Genomic DNA, 15213 nt, shown 5'->3' with positions numbered 1-15213 from the left:
CACCGTCGGGGTCAGATCCCTGCCGCGGGAGGGCTCTGACCCCCTCTGCGAACTCCTGTAGAGTCGAGCTTGCTCGACTGCTCTGCGCGTTCAGTCGAGCAAGCTCGACTCTACAAAAAGCAGTCGAGCAAGCTCGACGCTACAACGGCAGAATCCCATGACCCGCAACGTGCTCTTCCTCTGCAGCCAGAACCGCCTGCGCAGCCCCACGGCCGAGCAGGTGTTCGCCGATTGGCCCGGCATCGAAACCGCCTCGGCGGGCTTGCTGGCCGACGCCGAGGAAGTGCTCAGCCCCGAGCTGCTGCAGTGGGCCGACCTGGTGTTCGTGATGGAAAAGGCGCACCGCAACCGCCTGTCCAGCCGCTACAAGGCATGGCTGAACGGCAAGCGGGTGATCTGCCTGGATATTCCCGACGACTACGACTACATGGACCCGGTGCTGGTGGAACTGCTGAAGCGCAAGGTGCCACCGTTCCTGCGCTGACAGGTCGCCACGGCACCCTGTCGCGCGCGGTAACCGCCCGTAGAGTCGAGCTTGCTCGACTGGCCCTTCCCGGAAGCAGCCGTCCAGCCCGCCCGGCGCTACGGATGGGCTACTCCTGCGCCGCCATCTTCTGCTTGAAGTCCGCGGTGAAATCAGTGACTGCACGCTCCAGCGCTTTCTCCCAGTTTTCCGGCGAAACCACTTGGAACACATTCGTGCCATGGCCCTTGGCAACGAACGATCGGCTCTGCTCAGCCTCGCCCGTTGTCACTTCCACCGATATATCCGCCACCATCTGTTGCGCCCAGCCTGCGGCGCGCCAGAAATTGAAAGGCGCTCTGACCGCGAACTGATTCATCGACGCCTGCAGGTGCAGGCAGCGTGCGTCGCAGCTCTCGACGGTGCGATAGCCCATGTTCCGCAGTGCCTGAATGATGATCTCGCGGGTCTTCTCGGCCGTGGTGGTCGACTCCAGAACCAGGTTGAAGCCATTGCCTTGGCGGACTTCTCCGCCCACGTTCCGGGCCCGGTCCGCTGCGGGCACCAGCGCCAGGAAGTCGGTGGGGCGATGGTCGGTGACCGGTGCCACGACCACCGACGTGCCCTGTTCCGGATTGACCCGGATGTCAGGCACGTTCACCCGCACGACTTCGGTGCGGATGCCGCAGCCAGTGAGCAACAGCAGCAGTGTGGCTGCAATGATCGACTTCATGTATTCCCCCTGTTGGAATGATGTTTCTGTACCGCGCATTATCGCGTGACCGACGGGTCCGGGGGGCTGAAGAAGCAGTCGAGCAAGCTCGACTCTACAATAGGCGGCGACATCTTCCAGGAACGCCGCCATGACCGAACCCACGCTGCACGTTACCGTGACCTTGAACGCCAAGTTGCAGCCCGAGCACCGCCACGAGCTGTTCGAGGACCCGCTGGATGCGCTGCTGCAGGCGGCCGGCATCGGTGAGATCACCGGCGGCGGCACCGCGATCTCCGACGAGGGGGAAGTGGAGTACGGCGATATCGAAATCGCGCTGAACGACGCAGCCGGCGTGCCCAAACTGGTTGATCTGCTGGAACAGCTGGGTGCACCGAAGGGTTCCAAGGTGCAGGGCGCGGGCGAGGCCGATCGCAGTTTCGGCGTCACCGAAGGGCTGGGCATCTACCTGGACGGTCTGAACCTGCCGGACGAGGTGTACGAGCAGTGCGATTCGAACCATGTGTTCGAGCAGCTGTCCGAGCGCATCGATGGCCTGGGCGAAATCTGCAGTTGGTGGCAGGGCCCGACCGAAACCGCGCTGTACATGTACGGCCAGTCGTTTACCGCGATGCAGGCAGCCATTGCCGAGTTCGTTGCCAGCTACCCGCTGTGCCAGAACGCGCGCATCGTGCAGATTGCCTGAGCGTAGACGTTCACCGGTAGGTGCCAACCTTGGTTGGCACGATGCTTCCGATCACAGAAAACAGTCGAGCAAGCTCGACGCTACTGGCCCGCCGCCTGCTTTGCATTGTCGCGCAGGGCCAGTTCCTTGCCGACCTGATAGCCGCCGTAAAGCACCGCGAAAACGCCGATGACAACCCATACAAGTGTGCGCGGGACGGCGGCGGGTGTTGGTTTGCGTTCGTGCATGGCGATCTCCTTGAAAGCGATGGATGCTGCGCGGCCAGCATGTACCGGGGCCCTTTGTCGAGCAAGCTCGACGCTACGCAGAACCGGGGCTGCGCACCTGTTCCCAGTCCAGGCCGAACTTCGCCAGGTACTTGCGCAGGCGGTCGGCGTCATTGGTACTGGCGCGCTGGGTGCGCGACACCGCGAACAGCTCGCGTCCAGCGGCAGAAAGCGACTTTGAGCGCGCGCAGACCCGCACCACTTCTTCCAGCTGCACGCGGTCGAAGCGGTCCAGCTGGTCGGCGGCGTCGCCCAGCAGGGCCTGCAGCGGTGAGGGCGCTTCGCCGCCGCGCCACTGCCGGCGCAGGCGGGCAATCTCCTCGTCCACGCCCTCGGTCTGGATACGCCCGCCCGTGGCCAGCGTGGCCAGGCGCATGATCGATGCGCCCAGGTCGCGGAAGTTGCCGCGCCAGGCGGCCTCGGCGCTGGTGGCGAAGGCCAGGTAGCGCGCGCGTGCTTCCGCGTTGAAGCGCACCCGCGCGTGCTGCTGCTGTGACCAGCGCTCCAGCTCGAACTCGATGTTCGGCTCGATGTCCTCGCTGCGCTGGGCCAGGCCCGGCAGGTGGTAGGTCCACAGGTTCAGGCGTGCCAGCAGGTCTTCGCGGAAGCGGCCTTCCAGCACCGATTGCTGCAGGTCGCGGTTGGTGCCGGCAATCAGCTGGAACTCGCTTTCCACTTCGCGATCGCTGCCCACCGGCAGGAAGCGTTTCTCCTCCAGCGCACGCAGCAGCATGGCCTGTTCGTCCAGGCCCAGTTCGCCGATTTCATCCAGGAACAGCAGCCCTTGGTGCGCCGAACGCAGCAGGCCGGCGCGGTCCGACGATGCACCGGTGTAGGCGCCCTTGGTATGGCCGAACAGCGTGCTCATCGCACCGTCCCCGCGCAGCGTGGCGCAGTTCACTTCAACGAAGCGGCCGGGCAACTGGTGCTTGAGCTTCTTCAGTTCGAACACGCGCTTGGCCAGCTGGCTCTTGCCGGCACCGGTGGGGCCCATCAGCAGCATAGGTGCGCGTGAACGCGTGGCCACCGTTTCAATCTGCTCGATCATCGCGTTGAAGGCGGCGTTGCGGGTGGCGATGCCGCTCTTCAGCAGGTCGCGGTCCTGCAGTTGCTGCTGGGCGAAGCGCTGGGCAATGTGGTCGTAGCGTGACAGGTCCAGATCGATGACGGCGTAGCTGCCGGCCGCGCCATCCTGCTTGCGCGGCGGCGAGGTCTGCAGCAGGCGGCCGGGAAAATGGCGGCTCTCGGTGAGCAGGAACCAGCAGATCTGCGCCACGTGCGTGCCGGTGGTGATGTGGACGTAGTAGTCCTCCTCCTCCGGCTGGAACGGGTAGCCGGCCAGGAAATCGTGCAGGGTGGCGTAGACCCCTTCGAATTCCCACGGATCGGCCAGGTAGGTGTCGTGCCGACGCACCTCCAGGCCCGGCGCGGCCTGCTGCAGGTCCTCGCACACCACGCGCGCCAGCTTGGCGTAGCGGCGCTCGTCCAGCAGCAGCTCGACGCGGTCGGGCAGGAAATCCTCATGCATGCCCAGCGACACCGTCGGCCGCCATTTCTGCCAGCGGCCGGGGCCTTCGCCCGTGTCGAGCTGGGTGCCGAGCATGCCGAAGACGACCTGTCGCCGAGACATATCCATTCCTATAAAAGACGCGCTGCAACTATATACATTCTTCGAGCGCTACGCCGGCGATTCTTGCCTGAAGCGAATAAAAAATCAGTAAAAACAACAATTTGATCAATTAGATCAAGAGTTGGCACGGCCGTTGCTCTATTCCAGGCAAGACACGACGCGGGCAGTTCCCGCCGAGGACACCACGATGGCCAACCTGACGCTCTTCTCCAACCCGCGTGCCGCATCGCTGCCGCCGGCCACCACCGTCAATGAGGCCGGTGGTCTGGCCTACCGCCGCGACCCGCGTGCTGCGCTGGCCCTGTATGCGGCCACCGGCTGCCTCAACAACACCTTCTACAGCAACGCCGACGCGCAGCTGCAGCAGGTGCTGGCGCTGACCGCGCAGGTCGAGCCGGCCTTCGTGGCGCGCACCGCGGTGTACGCACGCCAGGTGGCGCACATGAAGGACATGCCGGCGCTGCTGCTGGCGGTGCTCAGCCTGCGCGACGCCGCGGTGTTCGCCCAGGTGTTCCCGCGGGTGATCGACAACGGTCGCCAGCTGCGCACCTTCGTGCAGATCATGCGCAGCGGCCAGGTCGGGCGCCGTTCGCTGGGCTCGCTGCCCAAGCGTCTGGTGCGTGAGTGGATCCAGCAGGCCCCGGTGGAAACGCTGGTGCGTGCAGCCATCGGCCAGCAGCCGTCGCTGGCGGATCTGATCCGCATGGTCCACCCGAAGCCGGCCGATGCCGAGCGCAAGGCGCTGTATGCGTGGGTTGTCGGTCGTCCGTATGACGCGGCGCAGCTGCCGGCGCTGGTGCAGGCCTACGAAGCGTTCAAGCGTGACCCGCAGGGACTGCCGCCGGCGCTGCCGTTCCAGTACTTCAGCACGCTGCCGCTGGATGCGGCGCAATGGTCGGCGCTTGCGCGCAGCGCGTCGTGGCAGTCGATGCGGATGAACCTCAACACGTTCGCCCGCAACGGCGTGTTCGACGATGCGGCGATGGTGGACCTGATTGCCGCGCGGCTGCGTGACCCGCAGCAGGTACGTCGTTCACGGGTGCTGCCGTACCAGTTGCTGATGGCGTTCCACGCCGGCAAGGGCCTGCCGTTGCCGATCCTGGATGCACTGCAGGATGCGATGGAGATCGCCACGGCAACGGTACCGGTGCTGCCGGGGCGGGTAGTGGTTGCGGTGGACGTGTCCGGGTCCATGCAGTGGCCGCTGACCGGCTACCGCAAGGGCGCCAGTACGTCGGTGCGCTGTGTGGACGTGGCGGCCTTGATCGCGGCTTGTGTGCTGCGCGGTCAGCCGCAGGCCACGGTGCTGCCGTTCGACACCCAGGTGCGGCCGGTGCAGTTGAACCCGCGCGACAGCGTGATGACCCTGGCCGCGCAGTTGGCGATCAACGGCGGCGGCACCTCGGTCAGCGCACCGCTGGAAGACCTCAACCGTCGCCGCGCGCAGGTCGACCTGGTGGTGCTGGTGTCGGACAACGAGAGCTGGCGCGATACCCGCCAGGGCGGTGCGACGGCCACGATGCGGGCGTGGGAGGTGCTGAAGCAGCGTTGCCCGCAGGCGCGCCTGGTCTGCATCGACCTGCAGCCGGTGGCCAGCAGCCAGACGGCGCAGCGCGAGGACGTGCTGCACATCGGCGGCTTCAGCGATGCCGTGTTCGATCTGCTGGGCCAGTACGCGCAGGCACCGGCCGATGGCAGTGGCTGGGTGCAGCGCATCCAGGACATGACGTTGTAAGGCGGCAAGGATGTCGCCAGGAACCGCCCGGCGGGCAATGGGGCCCGCCGGGCAGGGACCCGGAATTCGAGTTTTCGCGGTGAATGCTGGTGGAACTACATTGGTTGTCCCTTCGGGGTCGGGTTCAAATCCCGCCTTTCCTGCCGGGTGTGGGGAAAGAGATGTTCCACTCCTTTTGTCACCGCACCTGCTTCAACGCCGGCACTGCGAATGCCGGAGGAACTACAGCCTTCCAAGCTCCGGGTCGCGGGTTCGAGCCCCGCCCGCTGTGGCAACGCAGCGGTAGCTCAGTGGTAGAGCAGGATGTTCCTCCAACCCTCGTCGTGCTGCCGGCACCTTCGCTTTCGTTGCGCGGGGAATGCCGGCCGAACTACATCGGAAACCCTTCGGGGTCGGGTTCAAGTCCCGGCCACCTGCCACGGCAACGCGGCAGGTGGTGCGTTCGGCCACCTTTGTCACCGCACCTTCTTTGCTTTTTGTATTGGATGAAAGGAAACATCACCATGACCACCTTGAACCACGACGTGATCCAGCAGCCCGGCGCTGCACCCATCAAGCTGTGGACGCGCGGCGTGCCGCTGGAAGACCAGGCACGCGAACAGCTGCAGAACATCGCGCGCCTGCCGTTCATCCACAAGTGGATTGCGGTGATGCCCGACGTGCACCTGGGCAAGGGGGCAACCGTGGGTTCGGTGGTGCCGACCGTGGGCGCCATCATTCCCGCCGCGGTGGGCGTGGATATCGGCTGCGGCATGATGGCCGTGCGTACCACGCTCGACGCCAGCGACCTGCCGGACAACCTGTCGGCCGTGCGCAGCGCGATCGAACGGGCGGTGCCGCACGGCCGCAGCGTGACCCGCGGTGGCCGTGACAAGGGCAGCTGGGATACGCCGCCGGAGCTGGCCATCGAAGGCTGGAAGCAGCTGGTGGACGACTTCGCGCTGATCTGCGAGCGCCACCCGCGCCTGAAGAACACCAACAACCTCAAGCACCTGGGCACCCTGGGTACCGGCAACCACTTCGTGGAAGTGTGCCTGGACCAGGACCAGCGCGTGTGGTTCATGCTGCACTCCGGCTCGCGTGGCGTGGGCAATGCCATCGGCACCTACTTCATCGAACTGGCCAAGCAGGAAATGCGCCGCTGGATGATCAACCTGCCCGACCAGGACCTGGCGTACCTGCCCGAGGGCAGCCAGCACTACGGCGACTACGTGTTCGCCGTGGAGTGGGCGCAGCGTTTCGCACGCATGAACCGCGAGGTGATGATGCGCAACGTGGTGGCCGCCGTGCGCACGGTCATCAGCAAGCCGTTCGAGGCCCAGGCCGAGGCGGTGAACTGCCACCACAACTACGTGAACCGCGAGACCCACTTCGGCAAGGACGTGATGCTGACCCGCAAGGGTGCGGTCAGTGCGCGCAAGGGCGAGCTGGGCATCATTCCGGGCAGCATGGGTGCCAAGAGCTTCATCGTGCGTGGGCTGGGCAACGAGGACAGCTTCCACAGCTGCAGCCACGGCGCCGGCCGCGTGATGAGCCGCACCCAGGCGCGCAAGCTGATTACCGTGGACGAGCACGCCAAGGCGACCGCGCACGTGGAATGCCGCAAGGATGCGGAGGTGGTGGATGAATCGCCGGCGGCCTACAAGCCGATCGAGGCGGTGATGGAGGCCCAGCGCGATCTGGTCGAGATCGTGCACACGCTGCGCCAGGTGGTGTGCGTGAAGGGATGAAGCGGGCCGCGCGCGGCGTACACTGCGCCGCGCGCGGCAGGATGGAGGAACCTACACATGGATATGATTGAACTTGATGGCGGGCAGGGCGGCGGGCAGCTGCTGCGCTCGGCCCTGACCCTGAGCCTGTGCACCGGCATTGGCTTCACCCTGCAGAACATCCGCGCGATCCGGCGCAAGCCGGGGCTGATGCGCCAGCACCTGACTGCCGTAAATGCGGCCGCGCGGGTCGGAAACGCCTGCACGCATGGCGCTGCGCTGGGTGCCACCTCGCTGCGCTTCGAGCCCGGCGTGGTGAGCGCTGGCGACTACCACTTCGCCACCGGCAGTGCCGGTTCGGCCACGCTGGTGCTGCAGACCGTGCTGCCGGCGTTGTGGCGCGCGCAGCAGCCCTCGCGCCTGCGGCTGGAAGGTGGCACCCACAACCCGCTGGCGCCCAGCGCCGATTTCATCGCCGACAGCTACCTGCCGTCACTGGCGCGCATGGGAGTGCAGGTCGAGATGCAGCTGCTGCAGCATGGCTTCCACCCGGCCGGCGGCGGCGTGATTGAAGTGCAGGTGCAGCCGTGCGCCGCGTTGCAGGCACCGCTGCTGGAGCAGCGGCCGGCCCTGGAGTCGATGCAGGCGCAGGTGCTGATGTCCGGCCTGTCCAGCAGCATCGGCCTGCGCGAGCTGCAGGTGCTGGCCGACACCCTGGGCGTCGACCCGCACCCGCGTCACGTGCAGTCGATCCGCCCGGCCTTGGGCCCGGGCAATGTCGCCCTGGTGCGCGTGCAGCATGGCAGCCACGTGGAAGTGTTCGATGGCCACGGCGAGCGCGGGGTGAGTGCCGAACAGGTGGGCGCACGCCTGTCGGCCCGCGTACAGCAGTACCTGCAGGGCAATGCCTACGTGGGTGAATACCTGTCCGACCAGCTGCTGCTGCCGATGGCCCTGGCCGGCGGCGGCGCCTTCACCACCCACGTCATCAGCGATCACCTGGCCAGCAACGCCCGGCTGATCGAGAAGTTCCTGCCGGTGGAATTCGACTGGCAGCCGCACGAGGGGGGCTGGCGGGTGACCGTCGAGGCGTAGGCATCCTGGGGCTCGCCGGGCCATGCCCGGCGGGCGTCAACCCCGCGCATTGATCCTGCTCAAGGCACGGCGTGCACATCGGCTGTGTAATGGTGGTGTTCCCATTCGGCAGATCGCCACGGAGCCCCACCATGTACACGCGCATCCTGATCGCCACCGACGGTTCCGAGCTGGCCGACAAGGGCCTGGCCAAGGGCCTGGAGCTGGCCAAGGACCTCAACGCCGAGGTCGATATCGTGACGGTGTCCGAGCCGTGGGCCGTCGGCATGTACGACGCCATGGGCTGGAGCGTGGGCTACATGAACAGCCCCGAGTACAAGGCCGACCGCGAGGAAGGGGCCCAGAAGGTGCTGCAGCCGGCGCTGGCCAAGGCCGCCGAACAGGGCATCAAGGCCAACCCGGTGCATGTGCTGGACCGCTACGCGGCCGACGGCATCATCGAAACCGCCGCTGATCGCAACAGCGATCTGATCGTGATGACCTCGCACGGCCGCCGCGGGGTGACCCGCGTGCTGCTGGGCAGCCAGACCGCCGAAGTGCTGGCGCGCAGCTCGCTGCCGGTGCTGGTCATCCGCTGAATTCACGCGTTCCCGGGGAGGGGACCGACGCCGGTGCGCAGGATGCGTACCGGCGTCATCTTTTGTGGGGTTCGGGATGGCCGCATCCACGCATGGCGTGGATCTACTGCGGGGTTCGGGCGGGCCGCATCCACGCATGGCGTGGATCTACCGGGGTTTGGGATGGCCGCATCCACGCATGGCGTGGATCTACTGCGGGGTTCGGGCGGGCCGCATCCACGCATGGCGTGGATCTACTGCGGGGTTTGGGATGGCCGTATCCACGCATGGCGTGGATCTACCGGGGTTTGGGATGGCCGTATCAACGCATGGCGTGGATCTACCGGGGCGGGATGCGCGTGTACGTGCCGGGTGCCAGGTAGTAGATCCACGCCATGCGTGGATGGGCATTGCCGCTGGCCCTGATGGGGTCAGAGCCCTTTCCTGCGGAAAGGGATCCGACCCCTCGCCACATCACCAGCTGTAGAGCTTCCAATACACCGGCGACACGCCATCCTTGTCGTTGTCCATGCGGCCATCGCCGTTCTGGTCATACATGTAGAACGGTGCGCCCCGCGACGGGGTGACCTTGACCATGCGCAGCTGGCCGGACACGCGGTACTCCTCGATGGTGTCGCCGTTGTCCATGGTGCGGCTGGACACTTCGGCACCCTTCACGTCCACCGGGGGAGCGCCGGCACCGCCCATGCTGGCGCAGCCAGCAAGCAGGAGCACGGACGCCAGCATCAGGGTCTTCATCGACAGGGCCTTTGCCTGGAACGGGTCTTGATTATGCCCCATCACCGTGTCGCCGCCGTGCAGGCGTGGGCGCGTAGAATCGCCGCATGAGCAGATTAGTCCTGATCGACGGGTCCAGTTACCTGTACCGCGCGTTCCACGCGCTGCCGCCCCTGTCCAATGCACAGGGTGAACCCACCGGCGCGCTGTTCGGCGTGGTCAACATGCTGCGGTCCACACTGAAGGAGCGCCCGGCCTACGTCGCCTTCGTGGTGGATGCGCCGGGCAAGACCTTCCGCGATGACCTGTACGACCAGTACAAGGCCAACCGCCCGCCCATGCCCGACGACCTGCGCAGCCAGGTGGAACCGATGTGCCGCATCGTCGAAGCGCTGGGCATCAGGATCCTGCGCATTCCCGGCGTGGAGGCCGACGATGTGATCGGCACGCTGGCCCTGCAGGGCGTGGCGCAGGACCTGAAGGTGACCATTTCCACCGGTGACAAGGATTTCGCCCAGCTGGTGCGCCCGGGCATCGAACTGGTGAACACCATGACCGGCAGCCGCATGGATTCCGATGCGGCCGTCATGGACAAGTTCGGCGTGCGTGCCGACCAGATCATCGACCTGCTGGCACTGATGGGCGACACCGTGGACAACGTGCCCGGTGTGGAGAAGTGCGGGCCGAAGACCGCGGCCAAGTGGCTGGCCGAATATCAGACGCTGGACGGGGTGATGGCCGCTGCCCCGACCATGAAGGGCAAGATCGGTGAAAACCTGCGCGCGGCGCTGGATCGCCTGCCGCTGAACCGCGATCTGGTGACCATCCGTACCGACGTGGAACTGGACGCCAGCCCGACCACCCTGGCGCTGCGTGACCAGGACGTGCCGGTGCTGACCGAGCTCTACGCGCGCTACGGCTTCACCCAGGCGCTGAAGGAGCTGGGTGCGCCGCTGCCGGCCCCGGCCGCCGCCAGCGAAGCCACCCCCAGCCTGCGCGGCACCGCCGCCGGTTTCGCCCGCGGCAGCGCCGAAGCGCCGGCTGTGGGTGAACTGGACCCGGCCCTGGCCGCACCGGGCGAGTACGAAACCGTGGTGACCGACGAGCAGTTGCAGGCCTGGGTGCAGCGCCTGCAGCAGGCAGAGCTGATCAGCTTCGATACCGAAACCGATGCGCTGGACGCAATGCGTGCGCGCCTGGTCGGCATCAGTCTGGCGGTGGAGCCGGGCAAGGCCGCCTACATTCCGGTCGGCCACGATTATCCCGGCGCGCCGGCACAGCTGCCGCTGCAGCACGTGCTGGACGCGCTGCGCCCGCTGCTGCAGGACCCGGCGAAGAAGAAGCTGGGCCAGCATGGCAAGTACGACCTGCACGTGCTGCGCCGCCATGGCGTGGAGGTGCAGGGCTACCACGACGACACCATGCTTGAGAGCTTCGTGCTCAATTCCACGGCCACCCGCCACGACATGGATTCGCTGGCCCTGCGCTACCTGGGCTACAACACCATCAAGTTCGAGGACGTGGCCGGCAAGGGCGCCAAGCAGATTCCGTTCTCGCAGGTGGGTATCGACGAAGCCAGCCGCTACGCGGCCGAGGACGCCGACATCACCCTGCGCCTGCACCACGCGCTGCGCCCGCAGCTGCTGGCCGAACCGAGCCTGGACAGCGTGTACCGCAGCATCGAGATGCCGCTGGTGCCGGTGCTGACCACCATCGAAGCCAACGGCGTGCACATCGACACCGCCGAACTGCGCCGGCAGAGCCAGGACCTGTCCTCGCGCATGCTGGCCGCGCAGCAGAAGGCCACCGAACTGGCCGGCCGCAGCTTCAACCTGGATTCGCCCAAGCAGCTGCAGGCCGTGCTGTTCGACGAGCTGAAGCTGCCGGCGGTGGTGAAGACCCCCAAGGGCCAGCCCAGCACGAACGAGGAAGCACTGGAGGCCATTGCCGACCAGCACGAGCTGCCGCGTGTGATCCTAGAATACCGTGGCCTGGCCAAGCTGCGCAGCACCTACACCGACAAGCTGCCGGAGATGGTGAACCCGGACACCGGCCGCGTGCACACCAGCTACCACCAGTCCGGCGCCGCCACCGGCCGCCTGTCCTCGTCGGACCCGAACCTGCAGAACATTCCGATCCGCACCGACGATGGCCGCCGCATCCGCCGCGCCTTCGTCGCCCCGGAAGGCTGCCAGCTGCTGGCGGCCGACTATTCGCAGATCGAGCTGCGCATCATGGCCCACCTGTCCGAAGACCCGGGCCTGGTGCGCGCCTTCGAGCAGGGCGCCGACGTGCACCGTGCCACCGCCGCCGAAGTGTTCGGCCGCACCCTGGACGAGGTGACGCCCAACGAGCGCCGCGCCGCCAAGGCCATCAACTTCGGCCTGATGTACGGCATGAGCGCCTTCGGCCTGGCCCGCAACCTGGGCATCGACCGCGGCCAGGCGCAGGACTACGTGGCGCTGTACTTCAGCCGCTACCCGGGCGTGCGCGACTTCATGGAGCGCATGCGCCAGCAGGCGCGCGAGCAGGGCTATGTGGAAACCCTGTTCGGCCGCCGCCTGTACCTGAACGACATCAACGCCCGCAACCAGGGCCTGCGCGCCGGCGCCGAACGGGCGGCCATCAACGCCCCCATGCAGGGCACGGCGGCGGACATCATCAAGCGGGCGATGGTGTCCGTGGACCAGTGGCTGCGCGACAGCGGGGCACCGGCGCGGATGATCCTGCAGGTGCACGATGAACTGGTCTTCGAAAGCGCGGCCGGTTTCACAGAGGAATTGCGTAAGCACGTGGTCGAACACATGTCGCAAGCGGCACAGTTGCGGGTGCCACTGGTGGTCGATACCGGCATTGGCAGCAACTGGGACGAAGCGCACTGAGTCGCATTTCGGGCCATTAACGACGTGAATTCATTCATTTCAGGGGATTTTCTGACTCGAAGATGAATGTTTCCGGAGGGGCGCACGATTAAATGGGCGCCCTTCACGAACCGTTAGTGTTCGGAGTGCTTCTATAACTCTCGACAGGCGCAACGCCTGTTGTGGATCTCTCCCATCCCCTGGAGCAGATCTCGGAACGGGGGCTCCTCCCCAAGCGCCCGTTCCCCGGCCCCGTTGACCTCCCCCTGGTCAGCGGGGCTTTTTATTTGTGCCGCCGGAAAGCTGCGGATCTGACCCCAGGTGCTAGGCTGGGCCATCGCTCCGCTGGGGAACCGGCAATGCACGACCTGTTCGCACTGGCCATGCCGTGGTGGGAATTCATCCTGCGCGCGGTGGTGGTCTACACCGTGGTGCTGGGCATGGTGCGGCTGGGCGGCAAGCGCGCGCTGGGGCAGATCACCCCGTTCGACGTGCTGCTGATCGTGCTGCTGGGCAACGCTGTACAGAACGCCTTGCTGGGCAGTGATACGTCACTGGGCGGTGGCCTGCTGCTGGCGGCCACGCTGATCCTGCTGAACTACGCCGTGGGCTGGCTGACCACGCGCAGCCGGCGCATGGAGCGGATCATCGAAGGCGAGCCGGTGGTGATCGGGCGCGATGGGCGCTGGTTCGACAGCGTGCTGCGTCGTGAACAGGTGACCCGCGCCGACGTAGAAGCCGCGCTGCGCCAGCAGGGCTGCCTGGGCGTGGAAGAAGTAGCCCTGGCGCTGCTGGAGAACAACGGCCATATCACCATCATTCCACGGCAGAAGACGGCCGCGTGATAGCCGCGCGATGTTGAACGCATTCGACGTGCGCCCCGCGCTCGCAATATCGAACGCACTCGGCCGTGCGTCCCGCTTCGGTAGAGTCGAGCTTGCTCGACTGCCGTTGGCGCCATGCGAAAGGCAGTCGAGCAAGCTCGACTCTACGGGCATTGCGCCACATGCATTGATGGCGTCGAACGCGTCCGCCCCGCTCCGGTAGAGTCGAGCTTGCTCGACTGCGGTTGGCGCAATGCGAAGAGCAGTCGAGCAAGCTCGACGCTACGGGCATTGCGCCACACGCATTGATGGCGTCGAACGCGTCCGCCCCGCTTCGGTAGAGTCGAGCTTGCTCGACTGCGGTTGGCGCCATGCGAAAGGCAGTCGAGCAAGCTCGACGCTACGGGCATTGCGGCGTTGCGCTACACCCAGTCGCGCGGCACCAGGTAATCGGCCAGGCGCGCCTCGGCGCTGCCGGCTTCGGGGCTGAACCCGTATTCCCAGCGCACGCGCGGCGGCAGGCTCATCAGGATGCTTTCGCTGCGGCCGCCGCTCTGCAACCCGAACAGGGTGCCGCGGTCATAGACCAGGTTGAACTCCACATAGCGGCCGCGACGGTACAGCTGGAACTCGCGCTCGCGTTCGCCGTAGGCGGCATCCTTGCGCCGCTGCACGATCGGCAGGTAGGCCTGCAGGAAGCCATCGCCCACCGCGCGCAGGTAGTCGAAATCGCGTTCGAAATCGCCGTGCAGGTCGTCGAAGAACAGCCCGCCCACGCCGCGCGTTTCGTTGCGGTGGCGCAGGAAGAAATACTCGTCGCACCAGCGCTTGTGGGCGGCGTAGCGTTCTTCGCCGAACGGCGCGCACAGGTCGCGGGCCACCCGATGCCAGTGCTGCACGTCCTCGTCCTGCGGATAGAACGGGGTCAGGTCGAAGCCGCCGCCGAACCAGCTGGCCACCACTTCACCGTCGCGCTGTGCCTGGAAGAAGCGCACGTTGGCGTGGGTGGTGGGCACGTGCGGGTTCAGCGGATGGAACACCAGCGAGACGCCTGTGGCGCGCCATGATGCGCCCGCCAGCTCCGGGCGGTTGGCCGACGCAGACGGCGGCAGGCGGCTGCCGCAGACATCGGAAAAGCCGATGCCGGCCTGCTCGAACACGGCGCCGTCGCGCAGCACGCGGGTACGCCCGCCACCGCCCTCGGCGCGCTGCCACAGGTCTTCCTGGAAGCGCGCGCTGCCATCGGCGGCTTCAATGGCCGCACAGATGCGGTCCTGCAGGTCGGTCAGGTAGGCGCGCACGCGCTCGAATTCGTTCATGCCGCGTACTTTACCGCAGCGACCGCTCCGTTCAGCGGAAGCGCGCGCGGATGTCCGGCCGCAGCAGGCGCCAGCCCAGCCAGCCCTGCAGGCCGGCGAACAGCACCGAGGTGCCCAGCAGCGTGAGCGTCATCAGCAGGCGCTGCACCTGCAGCTGCTGCTGCAGCTCGGCATCGTTGGCGGCCAGCCCGATGAACTGCAGCATCACCACATCCAGCCACCAGGTGATGACGAAGTTGGCCAGTGCGCTCAGGGCCAGCGCCCATACGAAGGCCCACAGGCCCCAGCGGCGCTCGCGCCACAGGCCCCAGCTGGCCAGGGTGGAGCCCAGGCAAAGCAGCGCAGCGATCAGGGACGTCGCCACCGGGTGCGCGAGCATCCACAGCAGGCTGCCATCCAGCTGGTTTTCCCAGGCCAGCTTCACCAGCGCCTGCCACAGCGCGGTGGGCGCCAGCACGGCCGCCACCACGGCCTGGCCCAGGAAGTAGACCACCATCAGCACGCACAGCCAGAACGAGCCCTGTGCCAGCGGTTTCACCCACGTGTTGAGGGGGGCCGCGGCCGGCGAGGGAAGATCGGGAATGGAGGGAGACATCCG

Annotated in this window: 14 protein-coding genes; 8 read left to right on the top strand and 6 right to left on the bottom strand. The window is 66.6% G+C overall.

All coding sequences use genetic code 11. The annotated features are described in order from the left end of the window. The first annotated feature begins 157 nt into the window (after positions 1-157). Entirely contained in the window at positions 158-484 is a 327-nt protein-coding gene (locus C1930_RS19625; protein WP_108757537.1) for a low molecular weight protein tyrosine phosphatase family protein, read from the top strand. A 109-nt stretch (positions 485-593) separates the two neighbouring features. On the opposite strand, the gene C1930_RS19620 is transcribed toward C1930_RS19625, so the two are convergent. After that, entirely contained in the window at positions 594-1196 is a 603-nt protein-coding gene (locus tag C1930_RS19620; RefSeq protein WP_108772464.1) for a hypothetical protein, read from the bottom strand. Positions 1197-1326: 130 nt separating this feature from the next. Between C1930_RS19620 and C1930_RS19615 the strand changes: the two genes are divergently transcribed. Further along, positions 1327-1881, top strand: coding sequence for a hypothetical protein (locus C1930_RS19615; protein WP_108757535.1), 555 nt, complete (start codon positions 1327-1329; stop codon positions 1879-1881). Positions 1882-1961: 80 nt separating this feature from the next. On the opposite strand, the gene C1930_RS20485 is transcribed toward C1930_RS19615, so the two are convergent. Continuing rightward, entirely contained in the window at positions 1962-2108 is a 147-nt protein-coding gene (locus C1930_RS20485) for a hypothetical protein (protein WP_199912386.1), read from the bottom strand. 73 nt (positions 2109-2181) lie between these two features. Beyond that, positions 2182-3777, bottom strand: a complete 1596-nt coding sequence (gene rtcR, locus C1930_RS19610) for an RNA repair transcriptional activator RtcR (protein WP_108757822.1) — start codon at positions 3775-3777, stop codon at positions 2182-2184. A 187-nt stretch (positions 3778-3964) separates the two neighbouring features. Here rtcR and C1930_RS19605 point away from each other — a divergent pair, with 187 nt between their 5' ends. The 4 genes from C1930_RS19605 to C1930_RS19590 all read left to right on the top strand — a co-directional run bounded on the left by C1930_RS19605 (position 3965) and on the right by C1930_RS19590 (position 8894). Beyond that, positions 3965-5512 carry a VWA domain-containing protein gene (locus C1930_RS19605; RefSeq protein ID WP_108772463.1) on the top strand — a complete coding sequence of 516 codons (1548 nt, stop codon included), beginning with the start codon at positions 3965-3967 and terminating at the stop codon, positions 5510-5512. 503 nt (positions 5513-6015) lie between these two features. Next, positions 6016-7242, top strand: a complete 1227-nt coding sequence (locus tag C1930_RS19600; RefSeq protein WP_108757821.1) for an RtcB family protein — start codon at positions 6016-6018, stop codon at positions 7240-7242. A 57-nt stretch (positions 7243-7299) separates the two neighbouring features. Next, positions 7300-8316, top strand: a complete 1017-nt coding sequence (gene rtcA / locus C1930_RS19595) for an RNA 3'-terminal phosphate cyclase (RefSeq protein WP_108772462.1) — start codon at positions 7300-7302, stop codon at positions 8314-8316. 131 nt (positions 8317-8447) lie between these two features. Next, positions 8448-8894 carry a universal stress protein gene (locus C1930_RS19590; protein ID WP_108754591.1) on the top strand — a complete coding sequence of 149 codons (447 nt, stop codon included), beginning with the start codon at positions 8448-8450 and terminating at the stop codon, positions 8892-8894. Positions 8895-9347: 453 nt separating this feature from the next. On the opposite strand, the gene C1930_RS19585 is transcribed toward C1930_RS19590, so the two are convergent. Continuing rightward, positions 9348-9632 (bottom strand): DUF2782 domain-containing protein, encoded by a 285-nt coding sequence (locus tag C1930_RS19585; protein WP_108757532.1) that lies wholly within the window; start codon positions 9630-9632, stop codon positions 9348-9350. Positions 9633-9718: 86 nt separating this feature from the next. On the opposite strand from C1930_RS19585, the gene polA reads away from it, so the two are divergent. Both polA and C1930_RS19575 read left to right on the top strand, forming a co-directional pair. Then, positions 9719-12493, top strand: a complete 2775-nt coding sequence (gene polA, locus C1930_RS19580; RefSeq protein ID WP_108772461.1) for a DNA polymerase I — start codon at positions 9719-9721, stop codon at positions 12491-12493. Positions 12494-12831: 338 nt separating this feature from the next. Further along, positions 12832-13317, top strand: coding sequence for a YetF domain-containing protein (locus C1930_RS19575; protein ID WP_108757530.1), 486 nt, complete (start codon positions 12832-12834; stop codon positions 13315-13317). A gap of 401 nt (positions 13318-13718) precedes the next feature. Here the strand turns inward: C1930_RS19575 and hemF are convergent, their stop codons facing one another. Beyond that, positions 13719-14615, bottom strand: a complete 897-nt coding sequence (gene hemF / locus C1930_RS19570; RefSeq protein WP_108757529.1) for an oxygen-dependent coproporphyrinogen oxidase — start codon at positions 14613-14615, stop codon at positions 13719-13721. Positions 14616-14646: 31 nt separating this feature from the next. Continuing rightward, entirely contained in the window at positions 14647-15210 is a 564-nt protein-coding gene (locus C1930_RS19565) for a hypothetical protein (protein ID WP_108757528.1), read from the bottom strand. Positions 15211-15213: the final 3 nt, after the last annotated feature.

Source organism: Stenotrophomonas sp. SAU14A_NAIMI4_8, assembly GCF_003086695.1.
Classification (GTDB): Bacteria; Pseudomonadota; Gammaproteobacteria; order Xanthomonadales; family Xanthomonadaceae; genus Stenotrophomonas.
The sequence above is the reverse complement of the archived record's forward strand: the minus strand, read 5'-3'. Positions and strand labels throughout refer to the sequence as shown.